We start from the raw sequence: 22,026 nt of genomic DNA, 5'->3' as shown, positions 1-22,026 counted from the left end.
CTTTTCTGTTGAAATACGCGTGTATTTATTTTAATTTCGGGCTTTATGACCAACATGATGCGGGAACACGCTATCTCCATATTCAACGCTGCGGTAAATGCAGTTCAGCCATCACACCTGATGCAGCAGCATGTGCGGCTACGTGATGGCGCGTTAACTGTATGTGGTAAAAAGTTCTCATTACCGGCAGGAAGACCGGTGTGGATGTTTGGTGCAGGCAAGGCAGCAGCGGCGATGGCGCAGGCCCTGGAAGCCTTACTCTCTGCAGTTCCTGTTCAGGGCCTTGTCATTACCAAATACGAACACGCGTTACCGTTGCAGCACATCAGTATTGCGGAAGCGGGACATCCGCTGCCGGATGAAAATGGTGTACGGGCTACTGCACAAATGGTGGCTCAGTTAAAAGCGGTACAGCCGGGTGATGTAGTATTATTCCTGCTTTCAGGAGGAGCTTCTGCACTGCTGGCCGATTATCCCGGGGGGGCCAGCCTGATGCAGGTACAACAGGTATTTGAGCTGTTGCTGAAAAGTGGTGCAGATATCCATGAAATGAATATTGTGCGTAAACACCTGTCGTCAGTGAAGGGCGGTCAGCTGGCATTACTGGCCAATACGACTGCCTGGTGCAGCCTGATACTTAGTGATGTAGTCGGCGATGAACTATCTATTATCGGGTCCGGGCCAACCGTAGGGGATCCTTCAACATTTTCAGATGCATGCAACATACTTGATAAATACGGTCTGACGGCTAAGTTACCGGCCGCCATACATGAGCACCTGCAGCGCGGTTGTGCAGGAGATATCAGCGAGACGCCTAAACCGGGGCACCCGGGATTAAAGCATGTAAATAACTTCCTGGTGGGCAGTAATGCCATTGCACTGGAAGCAGCAAAACAAAAAGCTATCTCCCTCGGTTATTCCACGGCAGTACTTACATCTGCAGCAACAGGACAGGCCACGTCTGTTGCGGCGGATCTGGTAGCTGCAGCCAGAGACTGGAAAGGCAAACGGCCGGCATGTATCTTAATGGGCGGAGAAAGCACAGTTACAGTTACAGGTCATGGATTGGGAGGACGTAATCAGCACCTGGCGCTTGCCGCAGGTATGCTGCTGGTGGCACAACCGGGTATTACCATATTGAGCGCAGGTACTGACGGTACCGATGGCCCTACCGATGCGGCGGGTGCTGTTGCAGATGGTGAACTAATGCTCAGTGCCGCTGCGCAAGGTCTGGATGCAGGGCATTATCTTGCGCAGCATGATGCTTACCACTTCTTTGAAAAGGCAGGAGGACTAATCAAAACCGGACCTACACAGACCAATGTTATGGATATAATGCTAGCAATCATTTCATGAGGGTTGGTTCATCTTCCCAGATTTTCTTAGGTTTGCAAAACTTTTACAAGGACAACGTCATCATAAACCATTGGAGTACACGTAATTCCAGTTTGAAAAAAGGGGCAGTATTGCGACGATGGCCTTGTGATACAGAAGAAATCATTTATTACTAAATCATTAATTATTTTCCGGAAGTCCTATTTTTGGGCCTCAAACCTTGATATGCGTATGCTAAGAATGGAACAGACATGGCGTTGGTTCGGACCGAATGATCCGGTGAGCCTTGCCGATATTAAACAAGCCGGAGCAACCGGTATTGTAACGGCATTACATCATGTTCCCAACGGAGAGATCTGGACGGTAGAAGAAATACAGAAACGGAAAGAGATGATCGAAGCCGCTGGCCTGACCTGGTCAGTAGTAGAGAGTGTGCCTGTTCACGAGGATATCAAGACACAAAGCGGACGTTTCAAGGAATATATACAACATTACCAGCAGTCCCTGCGCAACCTGGCGCAGTGCGGCATTTATGTTGTGACCTACAACTTTATGCCGGTACTTGACTGGACAAGGACTGACCTGGCCTACACGGTTGGCGATGGTTCAAAGGCATTACGCTTTGAAAAGGCAGCCTTCCTGGCCTTCGACCTGTTCATGTTACAGCGTCCGGGTGCGGAAAACGACTATGATCCTGCAGAAATATCCATGGCGAAAGAACATTTTGACAGCATGACCGATGCTGAAAAAACGTTACTGCAGAGGAATATCATTGCCGGCCTGCCTGGTTCTGAAGAAAGCTTTACCTTACAGCAATTCCAGGCAGCCCTGGATAAATATAAAGGCATCGACGCCACCCAGCTGAAACTGCACCTGTTTTACTTCCTGCAGCAAATAGCCCCTGTAGCTGAGGAAGTCGGCATAAAACTGGCTATCCATCCGGATGATCCTCCATTCCCTATCTTGGGACTGCCAAGGATCGTCAGTACGGAACAGGATGCCAGGGAACTGCTGGCAGCTGCACCTTATGCAGCTAACGGACTTTGTTTCTGCACCGGCTCTTACGGCGTACGGGCAGACAATGACCTGCCGGGAATGGTAGAACGCCTGGGCGAACATATTCATTTTATACACCTCAGAAGTACACAAAGGGACAGTATTGGCAATTTCCACGAGGCCAATCACCTGGAGGGAGATGTAGACATGTACGCCGTGGTAAGGGCCTTACTGGCCATTATGCATAAGCGCAGCGTGTCTATCCCTATGCGTCCTGATCATGGCCACCAGATGCTGGATGACCTTCACAAAAAAACAAACCCCGGTTACAGCGCTATAGGCCGCCTGCGTGGACTGGCGGAACTACGGGGCCTGGAACTCGGTATCGCACGATCTCTCTTCAATAAATGAAAGTCCACACCTGCTGCCCATTGGCAGCTCTACAAGGTTGGGATCAGGAATGAGAAGGTAAGCAGCTGGTTACAGGAACGCTGATGATATTTATTAATAGCTCCAAAAAAATCTTAACAATGAACAGTTCACTGGATGAGCAATTAGAGCAGCATCTGGCGCAACGGCAACATAGTCTTATCAGGTTGTTAGGTTTGTTGAAGAAGGATATGGACTGTAGAATAACCACAAAACTACAGCACAAGGGATATAATAACTTCAAACTGGGAGACCTTGTGCTGATCGTAAATATTGAGCCGCAGGGAACCATTAACAATGAACTGGCTAAAAAAGCCCGTATCACCAAACAAGCCATGAGCAAAGTGGTGAAGAACCTGGAAGCTGAAGGGTATATCAGTACCTGCAAACACGCCAGCGATAACCGCGCATCACTTATTTCCCTGACAGATGAAGGTAAAAAACTGATCATCTGCGCAGCTGAAAGCTTTGAGGAAATACAGCAGGAATATACAGACATCATTGGAGAAGAAGATGCCGCCGCCCTTAAACAGATATTACGGAAGCTGGTACCAAACCTGCATCCCGAGCACTGCTAAATAACCGGTATTATTTTACCTCTTTATAATATGGATTTAATACCGGTAACTGCTACGCGTTTAGGCGCATTTTAGTATAAAATGTATGGCAGCTACGTGCCGTATAAATAAGAAATTTGTATCATTAGCCAAAAAATAAAACATAACTGTTCACATTTATATGTTCCACCTCAGATTCCGGCACAGGCATTGTATTATTATTTTTGTCTATTGACCAGTGATTTAATACTTTTAATATCAAGTAGCAGACGTAGCAACTTATGGTTTCCAGCCGGATAATAAATAATGACGATGAATATATTGATGGTTTGCTAGACAGCTCCCCCGCCATTGTAGACGCCATTTATAAGCGTTTTGCCCGTAAGGTGAAACATATGGTGACAGGATGGGGAGGCAACATGAAGGAAGCTGCCAATGTATTCGAAGATGTGCTGATGGCGATATACGACTACGCGCATCTTCACAAATTAACCCTGACTAATCACTTCGAGCCTTTTTTCCTGTATGCCTGTCAACTCAAATGGAAGCAGGACCTCATGCAAAAAGAGCCAGGTAAAGCTATGTCCTTCCATCCGGTAGCGCCCGCCCCCGGCCTCGACGAACAGCATATCAAACACATCGAAGCAGCATTAGCGGCTCCCCACATCAAGCAAGGTGCGGACAATACCAGGGATGAACTGGAAGAAATAATCGCTGACCAGCGGGAACGCTGGTTTCATACCAAAGATGGCCCTAATAAAAGAGTGGGCATCTACGTGGTCATAACGGCAATTATAGGCGCTGGCATGGCAGGACTATTGTTTGTCAGTCCCTGGCATAAGGATGTGTACCGCCAGTATTCTGGAACGGAAATGGTACATGCCAATCATCTGGCAACAGAACGGGATACCGCATTACTTATGCATCAGGCAGCAGCAGCCTTCAATCATGGTCATTTCAATAAAGCGATCGGTCTACTTAATCAGATAATAGTTAGGGACTCCTTAAATACAACAGCCCGATACTACAGGGGAGTCAGCCTTGTAGATGAGGGCAATCTCGTGGATGCGCGTAAAGATCTTCAGATGGTTTTCAACAGCCAGTCACCTTATCGCTATGATGCCGCTTTCTATATGGCGTTGAGTTATATCCGTGAAAGAGATAAGCAGCAATGCCTGGAATGGGTGCTTAAAATTCCGGAGAACGCCCCAATATATTGGAAAGCAGCAAGGCTCAAAGAGGAACTATCTTACTAGATCAGTTCAGGTGGATCATATGCTTGCTGAAGTGAATGATGCTTTCTACTTCTCCTTTGATCAGTTCGTAGATCTTAACCTTGTCCTTTTTGATCATAATGAGCTGTTGCAGAACGAGATAGTAGGTTTCTCCACCGTGGCCACTCATCTGGGCCTTTAAAATTTCTTTTTTGACTTCTTCAAAACCAACAGCTCCCAGCTTTTGGTAGATTACATTGAGTTCTTCAATCCATTTCATAGGTTATGTGTTTTTGCATAGGCATATAAATTTATTCATAATATAATTAATAAACAAGGGGTTGGAGATATTTTTTTTATTGTATCGCCCATACAATTTATCCCTTTTTCATCCGTCTATATTCCTGGAAACAATTTCATCATGTCTGCTCCCGTCCCTTTTATCACCTCTTATGAGCTGGAGACCGTTTCTCCGGCAGGTGTCCCTTTCATGATAGAAAAGCTGTCTCCCAAAATGGGAAAGAATGAAAGGATGATGCATCTGCACCGCCATAATTTTTATGCGCTCGGACTTTGTCTGGAAGGCACCACTACACATATGCTGGACTTCGAGCAGGTGACCATAAATGCGGGAGAAATGCAGCTGATCATTCCCGGCCAGGTGCATCAGGCAATGGCCATAGACGGTTATGGTGATGATGGTTATATGATTGCTTTTACGGCCGATTTCCTGTTGCCTATGCACGTTATATTACCGAATTATGCAACAGGGCCGGTGCACCTGCCGGAAGAAGATCTGCAACAGGTTACAATGCTATTCAGCCAGCTGCAGAAAGAATACACAGAGCGCTTACCACAATATGTGGCAATGTTACAGCATTACCTGGCCCTGCTGATCATGTTATTTCACCGGCATGCAGCTCCCTATACACAGGCAGGCCCTCCGCTGCTGACACGCTACCGGGAATTATTGTCTATGCATTTCGTTGAGTGGACCAAGCCAGCCCAATATGCCAGCGCTATGCACGTATCTGCCGATCATCTGAATGAAGTAGTAAAACAGCACACAGGACAAACAGTTTCTGCACACATCAGTGAACGGCGTGTACTGGAAGCCAAGCGTCTGCTGTTACATGCAAAGGAAAGTATCAAGGAGATTGCCTGGCATCTGCAATTCAATGAAGTGTCTTACTTCAACCGCTTCTTCAAACAGCATACAGGCATTACGCCAGCTGCCTTCAGAGAGAAAGCCCGGGAAAAGTATTCATCTAACCCGGAATAATATAAATACCTGCCTGACAGACGCCTTTAGTTTTGCATTATGTCATACCTGAAAGAAAAAGCCACGGCATTCCTGATGTCGCGGATAGGAAAAACCGCGCATGTTATTGCCGCGGAACATATTACGGATAACCTGCTCGCCCTTACGCTGCACCTGCCTCACTTCGAGAAATGGCGCAGTTGCCAGCACCTGAAGTTTGAAACAGAAAAGTCTCACTACCGTGACTATACGCTCGCCCGATGGGACGAAGCCAATAAACAAGGTGCCCTGCTCATAGATGTCGGTCATGATGGCCACGGCAGCAATTGGGCAAAACGATTGAAACCTGGTCAATCCCTGTTGTATGCTGGTCCGGGAGGTGGTTTCCACCAGCCTACAAACGCGGCTCACCTGGTCTGTATAGGCGATACCAGCGCCATTGGGCAGTTTACCTCATTATACCACAGGAAAGGAGCACAACAGCCATTACATGCCCTTATCTGCCATCAGCAGTCATTGCCCCCCACAATACTGGACATGCCAATTATGACGACATATGACCACATTGCGGGCATTGAACGCTGGCTCTTACAACAACCCTTCCCGATGCACGATACGACCTTCTACACTGCCGGGCATATTCCCCTGGTCGTGCAGATAAGAAAACTGCTCAAACGGCTGGGCGCACAACAGATCAAGGCGCAGGGATTCTGGGAATGAAAAACGCCCCGTGGAAAACGGGGCGCCTTTTTTATAGCCGAATTAATCAATTATAGCCATCGTTCTGCGTCAGGTTGCCTCCTCCCAGATCGATCTGACGCTGGGGAATCGGAAACACTTTATTTCTGTCCGCAAATGTTTTGCCATGAGCTGCAAAAGCTGCGGCTGCTCTTCCCGGCGACAAGGCATCCTGCCTGATCAGGTCAAAGAAACGATCGTGTTCCATGGCCAGTTCCACTCTTCTTTCATGCCAGATGGATTCTCTGGTCACACTAGTAACAGGCCCCAGTCCGGCACGTGGATGTAAGGCGCTGATATCAGCTATCGCTGCACCCGGATTGCCTAATGCCAGTGCGGCTTCGGCGTGGATCAGCAGGATCTCACCGTACCGCAGTATACGCAGATTCTCCGGCAGACGGCCCCTGTTTCCACAATTGGACTCAGCAATCTGGCTGTGATAGGATTTGTAATTGTAGCGGTCATTTTCCACACTGTCCCGGCTGGGAACGCGGAAGCCGTCCCACAGGAAAGTACCATTTGGATTGATGAAAATGATCGTCGCTGCTTCCCTGAGATCGCCATCATCATATTCGTCCAGCAGGCTTTGAGAAGGAGTACCAAATCCCCAGCCCAGATCAGCCCACCCAAACTTACCACCGGCACGTGGGGCCTGGCATTCGGCATAGTTCGCAATGGCAGCCTCGCAGGCTGAATTTATTCCGGTTTGTACTTCAAACAGGGATTCCTGGCTATTAGCTCCTACCTCCCGGAAGATATCGAAATAATTGTCCAGCAGGCCGTAAGTGCCCAGTTTCTGGGTAATGATGGAATCTGTGAGACTGAATGCCCGCTGCCAGTTCTGGCGGTACAACATCACCTTTGCCAGCAAACCTGCGGCAGCGCCTTTTGAAGCCCTGCCCACAGCCGAACCGGCGCCGCCTTTGACAGCTACATTAGCCAATGCAAATTCAAGATCTTCTATGATCAAAGCATAGATCTCATCTACACTAGCCTTTGTCTGAAAGGTAGCGCTGCCCGCTTCCTGTGGTGTGATTACCCGGTCAATCTTCGGTACGCCCCCAAAGAAACGCACGAGGTCAAAGTAAAAATAAGCACGCAGGAAACGCATCTCTCCCATCAGCTGATTTTTCATTGTAGCATCCAGCGTACTGGATTCCAGTGATGCCAGCGCCTGGTTAGCGCGTGACACACCCAGGAAGAAAAGCCGCCAGATACTGTTTAGCGTATTGACAGAGGCGTCCATGGTCAGGTTGTCCAAAGCACCGGAATTAGGCATATCATCACCGGGATTACTGCCTTTATCTGCATCGTCAGAGGCGATGTTTGTCATCTGTACATAGGCAAAGCCATGCATATCTCCTTCCCACATGGTATTGTACACACCTATCACCAGCTTCTGCGCAGTAGCAGGGTCCAGGGCTGAAGCTTCCTGGTCCAGCTGCCCCTGGGGTTTAACATCCAGGTAATTGCTGCACGAAGTGATACCGGTTAACAGTGCTGTCATGAGGCAGCAACAGATCGTTTTATGTTTGCGTATAAGATTCATTTTGTTCCGTTTTAAAATGTGACATTAACACCCAGCGCAAAAGTGCGGGTGGTTGGATAAGCGTTCAGTTCAATACCGGCATCCAGGATACCGCTTTTGTTGTTCGTGGCGTTGGCGTCATCAATAGTACCACCTGGCAATTCCGGGCTGAAGCCACTGAACTTCTTCAACGTGAAAAGGTTCTGTGATGTAGCATACACGCGGAAACTGCTGATGCCTATTGCCTTCAGGGAGTTGGCCGGGAAAGTGTATCCCAGCATCAGGTTGTTAAGACGCAGATACGTACCTGATTCCACGAAATAGGTAGATGCAGGCGTACCGGATTGAATAACCCGCGGATCAGTAGACGACGGCCGGTCAGCCTTCCAGCGTTTTTCGGCATACTCTGCCTCTATGTTATCTGCCGGGTCAAAACGGAACGCTTTTTTACCATTATAGATCTTGTTGCCTGCATTGCCGTAGAAGTTGGCACTGAAATCAAATCCTTTACAATTGAGTCCCACGTTGAACCCGAAGAAACATTTAGGCTGGAAAGAGCCCGCATAAATTTTGTCGTTGTCATCAATGTCGCCGTCGCCATCCACATCTCTGTATTTCAGGTCGCCGGGAGCAGCTCCTGGCTGAATCACGTTGCCATTGGCGCCCTTGTAATTATCTATTTCTGCCTGGTCCCTGAATACGCCTATAGCTTCCCTGACATAGAAACTACCTACAGGATGCCCGTTGTCTGTACGGGTCACAAAACTTTGCTGCCCTACATTACCACCTAATAAGGCCTGGCCGCCATTAAGACCAGTCAGCTCATTGGTGTTAAAAGTGATATTACCACCAATATTGTAGCTCAGGTCTTCGGTGAGCTTGTCCTTCCAGTTCAGAGAGATCTCCCAGCCCTGGTTCTTAAAAGAGGCAGCATTGGTGATGTAGGAGTTATCCTGGTCCCCCAGGATGGCGGGCGTATTGACGATCACCAGCGCGTCTGTTGTCTTCTTATTGTAATAGTCCACCTCACCGCTCAACCTGTTCCGCAGCAGGGCGAATTCGATGCCGACATCATATTGGGTGGTAGCCTCCCATTTCAGGAAGGGGTCTTTGATCTCTTTCAGCGCACCACCGATATTAACAATACCGTCAAACACATAAGGAGCGTCCACACTTGTCACGGCTATATAGGCATTGGTAGGGATATTGTCGTTACCCAGTTTACCCCAGCTGCCACGCAGTTTCAGGAAATCGAAAACGCCATTACCTTTCATGAAACTTTCCTCAGAGATCACCCAGCCAAGGCCTACTGTAGGAAAATATCCCCAGCGGTCGCTGAACTTAGAGCTACCGTCTGCACGGAGGGATGCGCTTAACAGGTAGCGGCCATCATAACCGTAGTTGATACGTCCCACGAATGACTGACGGGCATATTTGTCGCCTACATTGGCGATAGTAGACTGTATATTAGGATCGCCCAGATCCAGGTACCAGAGGTCTTCACTTTCCGGTACATTGATACGTACCCCCTTCAGGGATGTGCTGTAAAAACCTTCAGTTACAGAACCAGCCAGTACGGTCAGGGAGTGTCTGTCAAAGGTCTTGTCGAAAGTGATGGTGTTATCCCATATCCAGCCCTGTGAGCGGTATTCTTCCCGGGTAAGACGGCTGTTCTGGTTCTGCTGGTTACCACCAGCTACCAGGAAGGTCTTATCGTCGTTAAAGAACTGGTAGGCGTAGATGCGGTCCATTCCATATTTCAGGTCGGCATTAAAGCCGGAACGGAATTTCAGGAAGGGAACCGGGGAATATTCCAGGGCTACATTGCCCTGTAAACGGTTTTCCTGGCGTCCATCATTCCTCTTGTTGATCGACAGCAGTGGGTTACCTACGTTGGCCCAGCCGGAGGTGTTACCATATCTGCCGCCTTCCATCGCTTTAATAATGGGAGCAGCCCTGTAGACGTTCCGGTAGGTATCGCCCAGCTCTACATCGCGTGAGGTAGCCCTGGAATAGGAAAGCTGAGCAGTGAAGCGCAGCTGATCGGTTATATTGACCTCATTGTTGGCCCTGAAGGTGAACCGTTTGAAGTTATTGGTAGTGATAATACCATCTTCCTGTATATAGCCCCCACTCAGGTAATAAGTACTTTTTTCAGAGCCACCTGATACGGAGATATTGTGATTCATCTGGAACGCCTTTCTGAGTACCTCGTCATACCAGTTGGTGGTACCGTTGAACACGTAAGGGTTGTTCACCGCATCTTTGGTGGGGGCAGCGTCAGCGAGGTAATCTATGTACTGATCGCGGCTGGCCATTTCAACCAGGTTGGAAGCTTCACGGAAGCCGGCATTCGCATCATATCTTACCTGAGCAGCGCCGGCCCTCCCCTTGCGGGTAGTGATGATGATGACACCATTGGCGGCACGCACCCCATAGATGGCAGCAGAGGCGTCTTTCAGTACGTCCATGGTCAGGATATCTGCGGTAGCAATGTTGCGGATATCGTCTGTCAGTACCCCATCTACAACGTACAAAGGGTTGGCGCCTGCCAGCACTGATCCGGTACCACGTACCCTGATCTGTGGCTGGGAGTTAGGTTGTCCCGAAGAGATCACCTGTACCCCGGCTATACGTCCCTGGGCAGCCTGCGTGACTGTCTGTACCGGCTGGGTCAGCAGGTCTTCCCCTTTGACAGAGGAAATAGAACCTGTGAGGTCCTTTTTACGCTGGGTACCATACCCTATTACGACTACCTGTTCCAGCTGGCTTTCTGAAGAGCGCAGCACAACATTCAAGGGGGATGTGCCTGCTTTTACTTCCTGGCTTATATAACCGAGATATGAAAAGACGAGTGTATCTTTTCCTGCCGGCAAATTGATAGAGAAAACACCATCCGGACCTGAGGTGGTACCTGCATTGGTACCTTTGACACGGATGGTCACTCCAATAAGGCCGACTCCGTTATTATCCTTTACTGTCCCTCTAACAGGTCCTTCCTGTTCTGCTGGTCTACTGCTGTGGGTAGAGGAGGCAGTTTCCCCTGCCGGGGCAGAAGACTGCTGTGCTACGGCCGGGAAGGCTGTAATAAAGGCACATAGCAGTAAAACTCCGGCTTTGTTTGTACCATTAATTCTCATAACGATAATTTTTGTTGCTTGGGTTTGATCAATTTCTGTGATGACCGTTCGATAGTTTAGTATTCAATAGTTTTTTTGGCTCCTGGCGATTATGAAGTTTAAATATGACAATGAGGTATGGGTAAACGGACAAACGACCGCCGTACAATACATGGATTATATGCTACGGGTACTGCGGGTTAGTACAAGATCTTAAATGACACGGGTGACAAGCAGCTGCTGCAGACAATAAGGTCTGGCCGAAAATAGCATGTTCCAGTTAGATAACAAAACAGGGAATAAAAAGTTACAGAAGGGGAAGGGGCAGGCTCAGCTACCTACCAGTCTTTCCTGCATAGCTTTCACGATGGCGCCGGAACGGGAATTTACATCCAGCTTGCGATAGATATTCATAATATGAGAGCGTACGGTGCCTACGCTGATATGACAATGTTCAGCTATTTTCTTGTAGGTATCTCCATTTACAAGACAATCCAGTACTTCAAGCTCACGGGGTGACAGGCCATAGCGATGTTCCTGCACATTGGCCGTTTTACGGTTAAAGAAGGCCAGTACCTTTTGCACCGCAAGGATGTTGGTTTGCATGGCAGCTTCGTATACCTGGGAAAAGAAAGAGGTCAGGGAGGCGGGAGGATTCAGTGATGCATTACGTGGATGAACGTTGGCTACAGAAAATTCATTACCCTGGGCGGTGAACAGTATGATATTCATATCCGGGTAGGCTGCTTTTAATATACCAGCTGCCTCTGTGGGCGTTAATCCGGGAATATCCATGTCCATGAATACGATGTTGCTTATATCTTTCGCTAACTGTTGGATAAGTTGTTTGGCTTCGCCCTGTCCTTCTGCATCTAAAGCATCAGCTTCGTCAGTCTGTCCAGCGCCGTTACGCCTCACATTTTTCATAATGTTCTTTTTGGGTTTGAAATGTTGCGAAACCTCATTCCGGTAACTGCAAGTACTGGTGATCGTCTAATAGTATGGCCACAATATGTTAAAACTGGCTAGATTTCATGGTTTCACATACTGAAACAAATTTGATACAAATACCAGCAGTAGTCAATCGGATAAGTATATGATTTTTCAACAAATACTAATAAACAAATTATTCAATATTAAAAATATCCCATAAAGAAAAGCCGGATATCTGGCCACAGAAGAGTTTGACATAGGTGTAACGCGGAGTAATTTATGTTAGCAATTTACAAGGTAAATACTGAAAAAACTAGTCATATCGAGGAAGGATCTGAAACAAATTGTAAGTCATTGGAAGCTATCCAAAAAGTGAGGTGTCCTTAACAATCGGTTAACCACGGATTCAAAATATTATCTCTAGTTTTGATATAAATAACCCTTTTTAGTACTGATTATCAAATATTTTATTTTGTTGCGGTTGATCGATATTCTTGCCATTCTGAAATCCGCAACGGTTGACATGTGAATGTTCAGGGCCCTTACCCATTAGTTGGTAAGGGCTCTTTTTTGCCGCCTCATCGAATATTATATCTTCCTGCGGTGCCATCCAGGACTCAGATTTATCCTTCATTAGTTCGGTAGGACTTCGTTACGACTATAGTACGAACCTATATCCATAGGCTCCATAGTCCTGCATTACGCCTGCTATTCTATAGCGATGGCTATAGAATAGCAGGCGTAATGCAGGACTATGGAGCCTATAAGCTATACACTCCACCGAATAGGTACCGAACAGGTACCGAACATATACCCTGCGGAGACCTTTTGGGTACCGGCCCCGCCGCGATGGGCTATTGCATCTGTGGAATCAGGTCTTACATCCAATGGGCGCTGATCATCCCCGTCTGTCTTTCCCGTTGAGGAATAAGCCCTGTTTGCATGTGGATATAGTCATCACAGATACCTGCAATATGATGCAGGTTGATCATAAACTTGCGCCTTACTGCCAGGAAGGAGTCTTCCGGGAGACATGCCCAGATCTTTTCGGGCGTGTCTTCGGCGATGACATGTGAATGAGCGAGGTGAAGTACACAGCCGTCTGCACGGACTTCAACAAACTGAAGTTCCTGCAGGGGTATCCTGATACGCTGACCTTTGGAGTGTACATGAAATACAGTGTGGTGTTTCATTTATCTGAGGGGTGGTTATGGCTGATGTAAAGTTTTTAATAGCATATAGTTTTAAAACTAGCAGGTAACTGAACAGAAACCTGCGTACAGAAGCTTATGAAATCTAAACCGTCTTATGAGAAAAGTATTTTAAAAGTTTGTTCGTTTCGATGTATATAGGAAAGATATAAAGGATTCATCAATGGGTGGTTAACTTACTGTTAATGGAATAGTTAATACGGAGTTAACTGCGGAGTGTCGGACTCCGCAGCAATTCCGTTCAGGCAAGGGAAATCCCCTGCAGATGTAAATAAGAGCAGGAGGAAAACGAGTTACGGCAAGAGGAATGAAATATCCGTAAACATGCCCTGAATGAACACAAGGGCAAGTGTCAGGTTTTTCACGAAACGAATATTGAATCCGCCTTTTTCCGAATAGTAGTAGCTTTCCTTATAGCGGTCGTACGCTATGGGAGCACCCAGCTCTTTCATCATTTTAAGAAATTCAAATAATGTTCTTTCCGAAATACGCAATCTTTTAGCAAGATGGGCGGGTTTTCCGGTGCCTTTGATCCTGATCAGGTAATCAATGGTCTGCAGTCTTTCAAAATAACGTTTAGGCATGCTGGCATAGTGGGGTTTACAATGAACAGATTAAATTATAATTCCTTTTTTGTTCCTGGTCCGCATCGGCTTTCTCCGGGCTAATGTTGTGAGTAGCCATAGTGTATGTGTCTTTTTGTATCAATTGCTGAATGCTATGATGATATTTTTCTATTGGCGATGGCATCTTCATAAGACTTTAATTGATCCGGATCATACAAACAGGGCCCACCGTTTCCGGTAGCTATAAGTGTAATTTTCATAAACATATATTTTGAGGGTATACGATCAACTCAAATTCGCATAAAAGATGGCCCTTATGCAAGCTAAAAAAATGTACTGCTATTTTGTTGCAGCCCTGCTGGTTTTTGATGTTGTATTTCATACTGCAAGAATAAACTCCCCCGGTTGAAACCTGGGGAGTATTCATCAAAAACCAACCATTAAAAGTCTCTTCCACCGCGGGTTTCGTCCGCACTGCTCCACACCCGGGCAACATCTTCTGTAAATAATATTTATCCATTATAGCTGTAACCTTCAGATAACTTTTAAAACTCCCAGGTAGATACCTGAGGGCTGTATCCATGGCTGACAAATAGTGGTATATCCTTTAACTATCTTTTCGCTGCATCACTACGTTGTAATACTACAATACGCGCCGCAGATTTTAGTTAATAAGATGTTAACGGAACAAAATTGTCCACCTCGCTCACCCTAAGCTCATGTATATGAAAGATTTATAAAAGAGGGTAAGTAGAACGTTTTAGCATGAAAATAAGGGGTCGTTAACATGCAGTTAAGGCAAAAGAGCACACAAAGGGGTCAACAGGGCTACACGATAATTTGCCCTGAAAATATTTCTTGCTGAAATTAATAACTAACGTTGTAAAATATATGAGAGTATCTGTTGCACTACTCCTGAAGCGTCATCATTATAGTGATGCCCTCCGGGTAACACTACCTGTTTATAATTGCTGATGGTAAGCGCTTTACTGTCAAAGTCCTTTTCGTCCTGCCCGAATATCAGCAACAATGGCTTACCGGTGATATTGTTCATCGCTGCAGGCACATTCATACTACCAGGTGTACTTGTTCTGCCCAGCATGTCTGATATGTGCACCACCATGTCTGTACTTGCAGAGGGCGACATAAATACCAGGTGATGCACCTGGTCCTGCAACACCGCAGGAAGCTTATGATAAATAAATGGCAGCACATCTGCTCCCATAGAATACCCTACCAATATAAACGAGTGATTGTTCCACTGTCCCGCATAATATTGCATCAGTGCTGCCACATCAGCAGCAGCCTGTTCCGGCGTCTTTTTACTCCAGAAGTATTTTAACGCATTTAGTCCGATAACAGGATAGCCCTTCCCTGCCAGCATATTCACCATATCTACGGAGAACTTCTTCATTCCCCCGTCGCCGGTGATATAGAACACCACAGGATGATTCGCCACAGGCACTGCAGGTATCTTCACCGTTACAGGCAATTTACTGATGTCGCGCTGTGCTTCCGCCGACATGGCGCCGGCCATCATGACCAGCCATAACAACACATACTTTCCTCTTCTCATGTTATTCCTGTTTATGCTCTCATCACCTTACTCAATGCTCCCGGCAACTGGATAAGATCAAAGTCGTGCCCGTATACCAGGTATTTATTGGACCACTCTGTTGCATACTTCTCCTTAAACTCACGCAAGCCGTGATAGTGGCGGAAAGCTTTTATTTTCTCATAAGCAAATTTCACCACCTGCTCGGCCGCATTCTGCGGCTGACTGATACCCGACATAGGCACCAGCCCCAGGTTGAGATATTGTAATCCCTTCTCCTTCGCATCCTGTATCAGGGCAACGATCAATGCATCCATGCAGCCTCCCGGCGCATCTGTCCGTTTGCGGATCAGATCGTAGGTACACTCGCCCGGGGCATAGTCGGGTATAATGTTCAGGAACGCCGCTATCCTGCCTTCCGGATCTGTTACTGTAATCACATCCTGTTCCCGGATCTCGTCTGCATCAAACAGTCCCTGTGAGAAGGTCATCTCTTTTATCTCATACTGTTCCAGCCACTCATCCGATACTTCTTTCAGCTCCTCCACCAATAAAGGCGGTAAAGGCGCTTTGTGCACTGCGGTAATATACCCCTTGGCTGCAAGACTGTTCAAACCATTACGCAACGACTTCCTGTCCTTTCCACTCAATGTAAATACAGTGACATCCACAATCCCCTCCTGCCCTATCAGCAGTTTCTTTTTGCGCAGATGTTCGAAGTAATACATGCTCTGTTCATCTACACGATAGAAAGCAGGCTTCAGCCCCATCTTAAGGCACTGCTTTTCAAACTCCTGCAGGAGGGACAGTTTCACTTCATCTGCACATACCGGTTCTTCCAATACCACCGCAAAACCATTCGCAATACGATAGGCAATAAAGCCCTGGTATTCATCAGATACATACAGCAACTTATCATCGCCCACTTTAAAGTGGTCCATGGCAGAACTACCATACTGGCTCAGGTAATAATGCGCTTTTTCCGCTGCAGCATTACTATGCTTGCCGGCGGGCAGATAAGGGCGGATAATCGTGTAGAACAGAAAAGCCCAGGCGCCCACACCCAATACGCGGATAGCGCTGAGGAATTCACGTCCGAAACGGGTAACCGGATGCAAGCCATCATCTTCCAATAAAAGAAACCCATGAAAGGAGGCCCGCAATGAATTTAACCAGTTGAACTCCATCCCGAAATGGCGCGCATGAAGGAAATAAAAGCCGATCGTCCCAAATATGAGCACTACCAGCAATGCCGCAACAGCGGTCACCACCCCGATATTCATCAGTTGCCGGTTACTCTTCAGCCGGTACTGGCTGGCGGTAATGATCAGTATAATAGAAGTACCTAATGCCAGCGACGCCTCCTCATAGTCCAGCGCCTTGCTCATATGCCCGAGCACCGACAGCAACGATACAGACAATGCCACCACCCACGCATTACGCAATCCGCGGAACAGGAATGTGGCCGTCACCAGCAGTATCAGTCCCAGAAACACTACCAGCAGGTTGGAAGCATGGATGCTTTCCATTGGTATATAAGTCCTCAGCATCTTTAAACGGCCTCTGAGTGGCGGGGTAAGTACAGAGAAAATATTCACCATCCCCAGCAAAAAAATAAGCACAGGGGGAATTAATCTCAGCATCAGTTGTTTTCCTTTCAGCAGAAAGGCAATCACTCCGGCAAGCAGTGGCAGCCAGAATTCAAAAAGACGGTATAATAAGGTTATTTCCAGCGCTTGTAATGACGAGAAGCCATAGTTGGTCAGCAGATAGGCAAGAGACAATTCTATGGCCCCTAAACCGCGTAAAAACGGCGATACGATCAGGAAGATGGTGGCTACAATATACCCAATACAGGCCGCCTCCAGGGAAGGCGTGGCGCCTGTTGCCATCATACTGATGTACAGATGAGCGATGCCCACGATCTCTATCCCGGCAGAAACCAGGATAGTTTGGACAAAAGAAGTCCTCTGCAGGTTAAAGGCAAAGATCTTATCCACATGACTTACCACACCAGGAAGATACTTCGCCGTCAGATTATAGGCGGTGCCCCTGGTCTGCATAGACCGTACAAGCCATGCCACGCCCCCCAGCACCGCACAAATCGCAATCAGGCCACCCACGGCTTCAAACATCGACTCGTCGTGCAGTATGGCATATCCGACTACAGGAATACCTACCAGGAATACGGAAAATATGCCGGTAAAACCGTAGATGCCCGATGCCTGGTGTACCTGCTGCTTGTTAATATGACTACGGCGAAGGTTCTGCGGCAGGTAGGCCAGTGAGCTGACACCTCCCGCTGGCAGAAAAATACTCAGTAAGTTCCTTTTCAGAAAGAGCTCAGTACCTAGGTGCAGGTCCAGTTTTCCACCTACTGAACGGAAGCTGTAACGGTACATCAGTGCCTGGAGCAGTATATAAGCGCCCGTCAGGGATACACCTGCAATCACCCACAGGCGGTTTGCCCTTTCAATAGCTGGTCCGAGTGCGTACAACTCGTGCCTTTGCTGCCGGAAAAAATAGATGGCAAGTAATATGAACAGTACGGCTAATAATTCTTTCCAATGCAACTTCCGCATTAATGTTCCGAGGTCCGGTTTATCTTTCAGCGCCATTACAGGTTATGGTTTAATGGAGAAAATGTTCATTACATTCTTCCACAAAACTACGGGGAAGTTGAAAGGCAAAGCCAGTGGGATCGCGACTTTAAGGAGATTTTAAGGCAGTAAATATGAACAAAGCGACTACCAGTAAGAAGATAACAGGCAACAGACACTGCCGCACAATGGCCCGGGATTAACCCGTTTTTTAACCTGTTTTAAGCTGTTATTAAAGTCAAGGGCTGTATCAAACATAAATGAACATCCTAAGATCCGCATAAATGACTAGCTGGCTCCATCAGGTGCTAAATGAGAAGAGCCAGTATCAAAATTATGATACTGGCTCTTTGATAATGTTTGCGCGGAAATGAGACTATAAGTCACTACCCTTTGACAACGTCTGTGCTCGCAGCGGATTAATAATCGTCGCAGTTCTGCTGCCTCGCCCCCGCGTATCGAATGCTTTGAAGCGGATCGTACCTTTTTCCGTGATCGGTCCTGTATAGATCTTACTCTTGTTATCAGGTTCCTTTCCATCCGTAGTATAACGCAGCGTGAAACCAGGCAGCTGTATATTGGCGGAAACTGCGCCATTATTCACTTGCAGCCCCGGCGTAGGGATACGGTAATTGTAACCGCCGTTGTAATGATCCAGTCGTACCAGCTCTCTTTTACCAACTACGTTCACGAAGGTGTTCCAGGCCTTGTTATACAACTCTTCACTGCGGGCGCTGTCTTTCTCTGTTGCCCACTCAGGGTTCTTCGCCCAGGCGCGTTCTGCCAATCCTAATAACTTAGGCAGGATCATATATTCCATACGTGCGGAGTTCTTTACCGTTTCACTCCACAACAATCCCTGCACGCCAACGATGTTGCCGGCGCCATAAGCCGTCAGCGGATCTTTTCCTTTGAAGATATCCGGATTCAGGCGGTTACCCAACGCATCCACTTTTGAATTCTTGTAATAATTCTCAGGAATGAAGTAGAATGGTTTGTCAATGTCTACAAAGCCTCCCCAATAGAAGCCTGGCTCTTCGAAAGACTTCATGTAAGCCATATCAAAATACATATTGCTTACGCCAGACAGCACTACCTTATAGTTCGCATTCGCCAGCCTGTAAGCCAGGTCTTCCGCTCCGCCTCCCATTACATTGTTCCACACATCTACCATGAAGCCATTGTTGCTGAAATCAGGATTCGGGATGTAATGTGGTTTGCCATCAACGCTGGTCTTACGCATACCCATCTCTTCCCATCCGTATTGTTTCAGTCCGCGTGCTTTCAGTAACGAATATACTTTGCCGTAATAGTAATACCACAGGTCATCTGTGTTTTTAATCGTTTTATCCTGTTGCATTAAGGCCGCTACCACAGGCGATTTAGTCCATACGCCGGCAGGCACTTCATCACCTCCCATATGTACATATTCCAGTGGTGCGCCAGCCTCTTTGTAATACGCCTGCAGCTCTTCCACTACCTTATCAAGGAAAGTATATACTGATGGTAATGCCACATTGATCACGTTATCATTCCAGTTCTGAACGGAGTGATATACCGATTTATCCTGCAGGTCTGACAACAGGTATTGTGTTGCCTCTGCATGCTTTCCCTGTGCCTCTAATTTCGCATAACGGGCCTCCATCGCTTTTACTGCTGCACGTGCATGACCCGGTGTTTCTATTTCAGGGATAACAGTGATATGCCTGTCTGTAGCATATTTCAATATCTCCAGGAAATCCTGTCTTGTATAAAAGCCACTACCTGCGGTATCTGTTACCTCAGGACCGGAACCATAGGATGGCAGCAGGTGATCCTTTTCATCCACAGTATGACCACGACGGCCTCCTACCTGTGTCAGTTCAGGCAAGCCAGGTATTTCCAGCCGCCAGCCTTCATCGTCGGTAAGGTGGAAGTGAAATACGTTCAGTTTATAGAGCGCCATCAGTTCCAGCAGGCGAAACACATCCTGTTTACTGTGGAAGTTGCGGGACACATCGAGCATAAATGCACGATATCCGTAACGGGGTGCATCTTTCACCTGAATGGCGGGCACCCTGATAGTTTTCTGTACGCCTGCCCAGGAAGCGGGAGGCAGTATACTTTTCAGTGTCTGGATACCATAAAACATACCTGCACCATCGGCCGCTTTGATACTCACCCCTTGCGGTGTTACCTGCAGGGAATAAGCTTCCGGCGCCAGGCTGGCATCCTGTTCCAAAGCAATACCGTTGCCACTGCCTGTTGCCGGTTTTGCGCCCAGCAATTTTCCTAGCTCATCCGCCAGGCAGGCCGCTTCTTTAGCAAAGACAGGAGCTGCATTGATCTGTATACCGGTCTGTAGTGCATAAGCACCTGTGCCGGGTACAACTTCCTGCGGTGTGGGGAACACCAGCGGCAACTGTTCAGCAGGAATATCCTTAATGTTCTTATTCTGGGCATACACATCTGCCGGTGTGGTCAGTGCAGTCTTATCACCCGGGAAGCGCAGATATTGTTTAGGCTGGGTGGAAGGACGTATTTCCAGCGGAGGCAGCCGATATCCCTTAGCGGGTTCCTTATCCCATACCAGGTACAAGCCATCAGGCGCATCCGTAAAATTTACTGCCCATGCATCTGCTACCATTTCTATACGCAGGGAATCGCCGGGAGCAATCCCCTTATTATTGTCGGCCGGAGATATTTTATACAGGTCACCGTTCACATGTGCGGCCATTACACCGCCGGTTGTAGCGCCTTCCTTAATTGATCTTACGAAATTAAAATACAGCTGCCAGCCCTTTGAAGGGAAAGCAGTCTTTCCTTTGTTCACAATGGTAAAGGCTGAAAGGAACTGGGCCTTGCCCTTGTGGTTGTTTTCCACTACTTCCCATGAAACTTTGATCCTGGAGGCGTCAAACGGCGCCTGTGCATGTAAGGGGGCGACTGCTCCTGTGAGCAGGCTACATGCTAATATCAGATGGCGAAATTGCATAAGCTGAAATAAATAAGTTGTCCCGTAAGATAAGGTTATACCCTTTTTAAAACAAACTGATACTGTCCGGGTTTTTCGACAATGGATGTATTACTGACAGATGGCACAGTTATTACAATAGCTTTTGTATCTGTTTACCAAAACCTGGTTATTATGAATAAAGAGCTTTCGAACTGGGGAGACCTGATATGGGATAAACTGGAGCGGTGGTTGACTGCAGGTATCAAAATGTTGCCCAATATGGCGCTGGCCATTCTTGTAGCTGCCGTCTTTTTCCTGCTGGCCAGGCTTTTTAAAATGCTGGTATTTAAGTTTGTGTCAAGAGTATCTGATAATCCGGCACTTAGTGGTCTTTTTGCCAATATTTTCTCCATCCTCGTCACTATGATCGGCTTATTTGTGGCGCTGGAGGTGCTCAAACTGGACAAGGCGGTATCTTCTCTCCTGGCAGGTGCCGGTATCATCGGTCTGGCACTCGGTTTCGCGTTCCAGGACCTGACGGCCAATTTCATTTCAGGTATCTTCATCACCTTCCGCAGACCATTTGAAGTGGGGCATCAGATAGAAACAAACGGCTTTTGCGGAAAGGTGGAAGAGATTGCGCTCCGCTCTACCCTGATTCGCACCCTTGACGGACTCCATGTCATTATTCCCAATAAAGACATCTTTCAGAAGCCTATCATTAATCATTCACTTACGCCTGAACGGAGAACAGAAATCACGTTTAATGTGCCTGCCGCACACGAAAGCACCCTGGAGATACAACGGCTGGTCAACGAAGCATTGCGCAGTGTGGAGAACCTGACAGAACACAAAACGCCTGAAGTCTATTTCACCAATATCGACGGCGCCAATCTGAAAGTGACCGTTGCCGCCTGGGTAGTGAACAGGGATATACGCACTTTTGAGAAGACGAAGAATGAAATGATTATGAAGATTACCACCGTGTTAAAGAATAATAAGCTGATCTGATTTTTCCTAACTTAGCTGCCTTATTAAAGGGAGCTTAT

Annotated in this window: 16 protein-coding genes; 7 read left to right on the top strand and 9 right to left on the bottom strand. The window is 47.3% G+C overall.

Annotation, left to right across the window (positions count from 1 at the left end):
- Positions 1-45 precede the first annotated feature (45 nt).
- The 4 genes from L3C95_RS27635 (at position 46) to L3C95_RS27620 (ending at position 4,573) form a co-directional block, all read left to right on the top strand.
- Positions 46-1,356: a glycerate kinase gene (locus L3C95_RS27635; RefSeq protein WP_236393007.1), complete on the top strand. Its 1,311-nt coding sequence runs from the start codon at positions 46-48 to the stop codon at positions 1,354-1,356.
- A gap of 210 nt (positions 1,357-1,566) precedes the next feature.
- On the top strand, positions 1,567-2,742 hold the full coding sequence (gene uxuA / locus L3C95_RS27630) for a mannonate dehydratase (protein WP_317207721.1): 1,176 nt from the start codon (positions 1,567-1,569) through the stop codon (positions 2,740-2,742).
- Positions 2,743-2,861: 119 nt separating this feature from the next.
- Complete coding sequence (locus tag L3C95_RS27625; protein ID WP_236393003.1) at positions 2,862-3,338, top strand: MarR family winged helix-turn-helix transcriptional regulator; 477 nt, start codon at positions 2,862-2,864, stop codon at positions 3,336-3,338.
- 308 nt (positions 3,339-3,646) lie between these two features.
- Positions 3,647-4,573 (top strand): tetratricopeptide repeat protein, encoded by a 927-nt coding sequence (locus tag L3C95_RS27620; RefSeq protein ID WP_236393001.1) that lies wholly within the window; start codon positions 3,647-3,649, stop codon positions 4,571-4,573.
- Position 4,574: 1 nt separating this feature from the next.
- Here L3C95_RS27620 and L3C95_RS27615 read toward each other — a convergent pair whose 3' ends face one another.
- Positions 4,575-4,811 carry a hypothetical protein gene (locus L3C95_RS27615; RefSeq protein ID WP_110057389.1) on the bottom strand — a complete coding sequence of 79 codons (237 nt, stop codon included), beginning with the start codon at positions 4,809-4,811 and terminating at the stop codon, positions 4,575-4,577.
- Positions 4,812-4,952: 141 nt separating this feature from the next.
- On the opposite strand from L3C95_RS27615, the gene L3C95_RS27610 reads away from it, so the two are divergent.
- Positions 4,953-5,813, top strand: coding sequence for a helix-turn-helix domain-containing protein (locus L3C95_RS27610; RefSeq protein WP_236392999.1), 861 nt, complete (start codon positions 4,953-4,955; stop codon positions 5,811-5,813).
- A gap of 39 nt (positions 5,814-5,852) precedes the next feature.
- A complete protein-coding gene (locus tag L3C95_RS27605; RefSeq protein ID WP_236392981.1) occupies positions 5,853-6,512 on the top strand; it encodes a siderophore-interacting protein in 660 nt (219 codons plus the stop codon).
- Positions 6,513-6,558: 46 nt separating this feature from the next.
- Here the strand turns inward: L3C95_RS27605 and L3C95_RS27600 are convergent, their stop codons facing one another.
- The 8 genes from L3C95_RS27600 to L3C95_RS27565 form a co-directional block, all read right to left on the bottom strand.
- Complete coding sequence (locus L3C95_RS27600) at positions 6,559-8,079, bottom strand: RagB/SusD family nutrient uptake outer membrane protein (protein WP_236392970.1); 1,521 nt, start codon at positions 8,077-8,079, stop codon at positions 6,559-6,561.
- Between the two features lie 11 nt (positions 8,080-8,090).
- Positions 8,091-11,198: a SusC/RagA family TonB-linked outer membrane protein gene (locus L3C95_RS27595; protein WP_236392968.1), complete on the bottom strand. Its 3,108-nt coding sequence runs from the start codon at positions 11,196-11,198 to the stop codon at positions 8,091-8,093.
- A gap of 309 nt (positions 11,199-11,507) precedes the next feature.
- Positions 11,508-12,104 carry a response regulator transcription factor gene (locus L3C95_RS27590; RefSeq protein ID WP_236392966.1) on the bottom strand — a complete coding sequence of 199 codons (597 nt, stop codon included), beginning with the start codon at positions 12,102-12,104 and terminating at the stop codon, positions 11,508-11,510.
- Positions 12,105-12,988: 884 nt separating this feature from the next.
- Complete coding sequence (locus L3C95_RS27585) at positions 12,989-13,303, bottom strand: LytTR family transcriptional regulator DNA-binding domain-containing protein (protein ID WP_236392956.1); 315 nt, start codon at positions 13,301-13,303, stop codon at positions 12,989-12,991.
- A gap of 311 nt (positions 13,304-13,614) precedes the next feature.
- Positions 13,615-13,905, bottom strand: coding sequence for a hypothetical protein (locus tag L3C95_RS27580; RefSeq protein ID WP_236392953.1), 291 nt, complete (start codon positions 13,903-13,905; stop codon positions 13,615-13,617).
- 856 nt (positions 13,906-14,761) lie between these two features.
- Positions 14,762-15,463, bottom strand: a complete 702-nt coding sequence (locus tag L3C95_RS27575) for a virulence factor (RefSeq protein ID WP_236392950.1) — start codon at positions 15,461-15,463, stop codon at positions 14,762-14,764.
- A gap of 11 nt (positions 15,464-15,474) precedes the next feature.
- Positions 15,475-18,060 (bottom strand): phosphatidylglycerol lysyltransferase domain-containing protein, encoded by a 2,586-nt coding sequence (locus L3C95_RS27570; RefSeq protein ID WP_236392946.1) that lies wholly within the window; start codon positions 18,058-18,060, stop codon positions 15,475-15,477.
- 358 nt (positions 18,061-18,418) lie between these two features.
- Positions 18,419-21,016, bottom strand: a complete 2,598-nt coding sequence (locus L3C95_RS27565) for a family 20 glycosylhydrolase (RefSeq protein WP_236392940.1) — start codon at positions 21,014-21,016, stop codon at positions 18,419-18,421.
- A gap of 153 nt (positions 21,017-21,169) precedes the next feature.
- Between L3C95_RS27565 and L3C95_RS27560 the strand changes: the two genes are divergently transcribed.
- A complete protein-coding gene (locus tag L3C95_RS27560) occupies positions 21,170-21,988 on the top strand; it encodes a mechanosensitive ion channel family protein (RefSeq protein WP_236392937.1) in 819 nt (272 codons plus the stop codon).
- Positions 21,989-22,026 lie beyond the last annotated feature (38 nt).

The sequence above is a fragment of the Chitinophaga filiformis genome, assembly GCF_021646545.1.
GTDB classification, from domain to species: Bacteria; Bacteroidota; Bacteroidia; order Chitinophagales; family Chitinophagaceae; genus Chitinophaga; species Chitinophaga filiformis_A.
Note: the sequence above shows the minus strand (reverse complement) of the source record. Positions and strands in the feature narration are given on the sequence as shown.

What these genes read in the sequence shown, in the direction of transcription:
- L3C95_RS27635 (WP_236393007.1), top strand. Translation starts at nt 46, where the DNA reads ATGACCAACATGATGCGGGAACACGCTATCTCCATATTCAACGCTGCG.
- uxuA (WP_317207721.1), top strand. Translation starts at nt 1,567, where the DNA reads ATGCTAAGAATGGAACAGACATGGCGTTGGTTCGGACCGAATGATCCG.
- L3C95_RS27625 (WP_236393003.1), top strand. Translation starts at nt 2,862, where the DNA reads ATGAACAGTTCACTGGATGAGCAATTAGAGCAGCATCTGGCGCAACGG.
- L3C95_RS27615 (WP_110057389.1), bottom strand. Translation starts at nt 4,811, where the DNA reads ATGAAATGGATTGAAGAACTCAATGTAATCTACCAAAAGCTGGGAGCT.
- L3C95_RS27610 (WP_236392999.1), top strand. Translation starts at nt 4,953, where the DNA reads ATGTCTGCTCCCGTCCCTTTTATCACCTCTTATGAGCTGGAGACCGTT.
- L3C95_RS27605 (WP_236392981.1), top strand. Translation starts at nt 5,853, where the DNA reads ATGTCATACCTGAAAGAAAAAGCCACGGCATTCCTGATGTCGCGGATA.
- L3C95_RS27600 (WP_236392970.1), bottom strand. Translation starts at nt 8,079, where the DNA reads ATGAATCTTATACGCAAACATAAAACGATCTGTTGCTGCCTCATGACA.
- L3C95_RS27595 (WP_236392968.1), bottom strand. Translation starts at nt 11,198, where the DNA reads ATGAGAATTAATGGTACAAACAAAGCCGGAGTTTTACTGCTATGTGCC.
- L3C95_RS27590 (WP_236392966.1), bottom strand. Translation starts at nt 12,104, where the DNA reads ATGAAAAATGTGAGGCGTAACGGCGCTGGACAGACTGACGAAGCTGAT.
- L3C95_RS27585 (WP_236392956.1), bottom strand. Translation starts at nt 13,303, where the DNA reads ATGAAACACCACACTGTATTTCATGTACACTCCAAAGGTCAGCGTATC.
- L3C95_RS27580 (WP_236392953.1), bottom strand. Translation starts at nt 13,905, where the DNA reads ATGCCTAAACGTTATTTTGAAAGACTGCAGACCATTGATTACCTGATC.
- L3C95_RS27575 (WP_236392950.1), bottom strand. Translation starts at nt 15,463, where the DNA reads ATGAGAAGAGGAAAGTATGTGTTGTTATGGCTGGTCATGATGGCCGGC.
- L3C95_RS27570 (WP_236392946.1), bottom strand. Translation starts at nt 18,060, where the DNA reads ATGGCGCTGAAAGATAAACCGGACCTCGGAACATTAATGCGGAAGTTG.
- L3C95_RS27565 (WP_236392940.1), bottom strand. Translation starts at nt 21,016, where the DNA reads ATGCAATTTCGCCATCTGATATTAGCATGTAGCCTGCTCACAGGAGCA.
- L3C95_RS27560 (WP_236392937.1), top strand. Translation starts at nt 21,170, where the DNA reads ATGAATAAAGAGCTTTCGAACTGGGGAGACCTGATATGGGATAAACTG.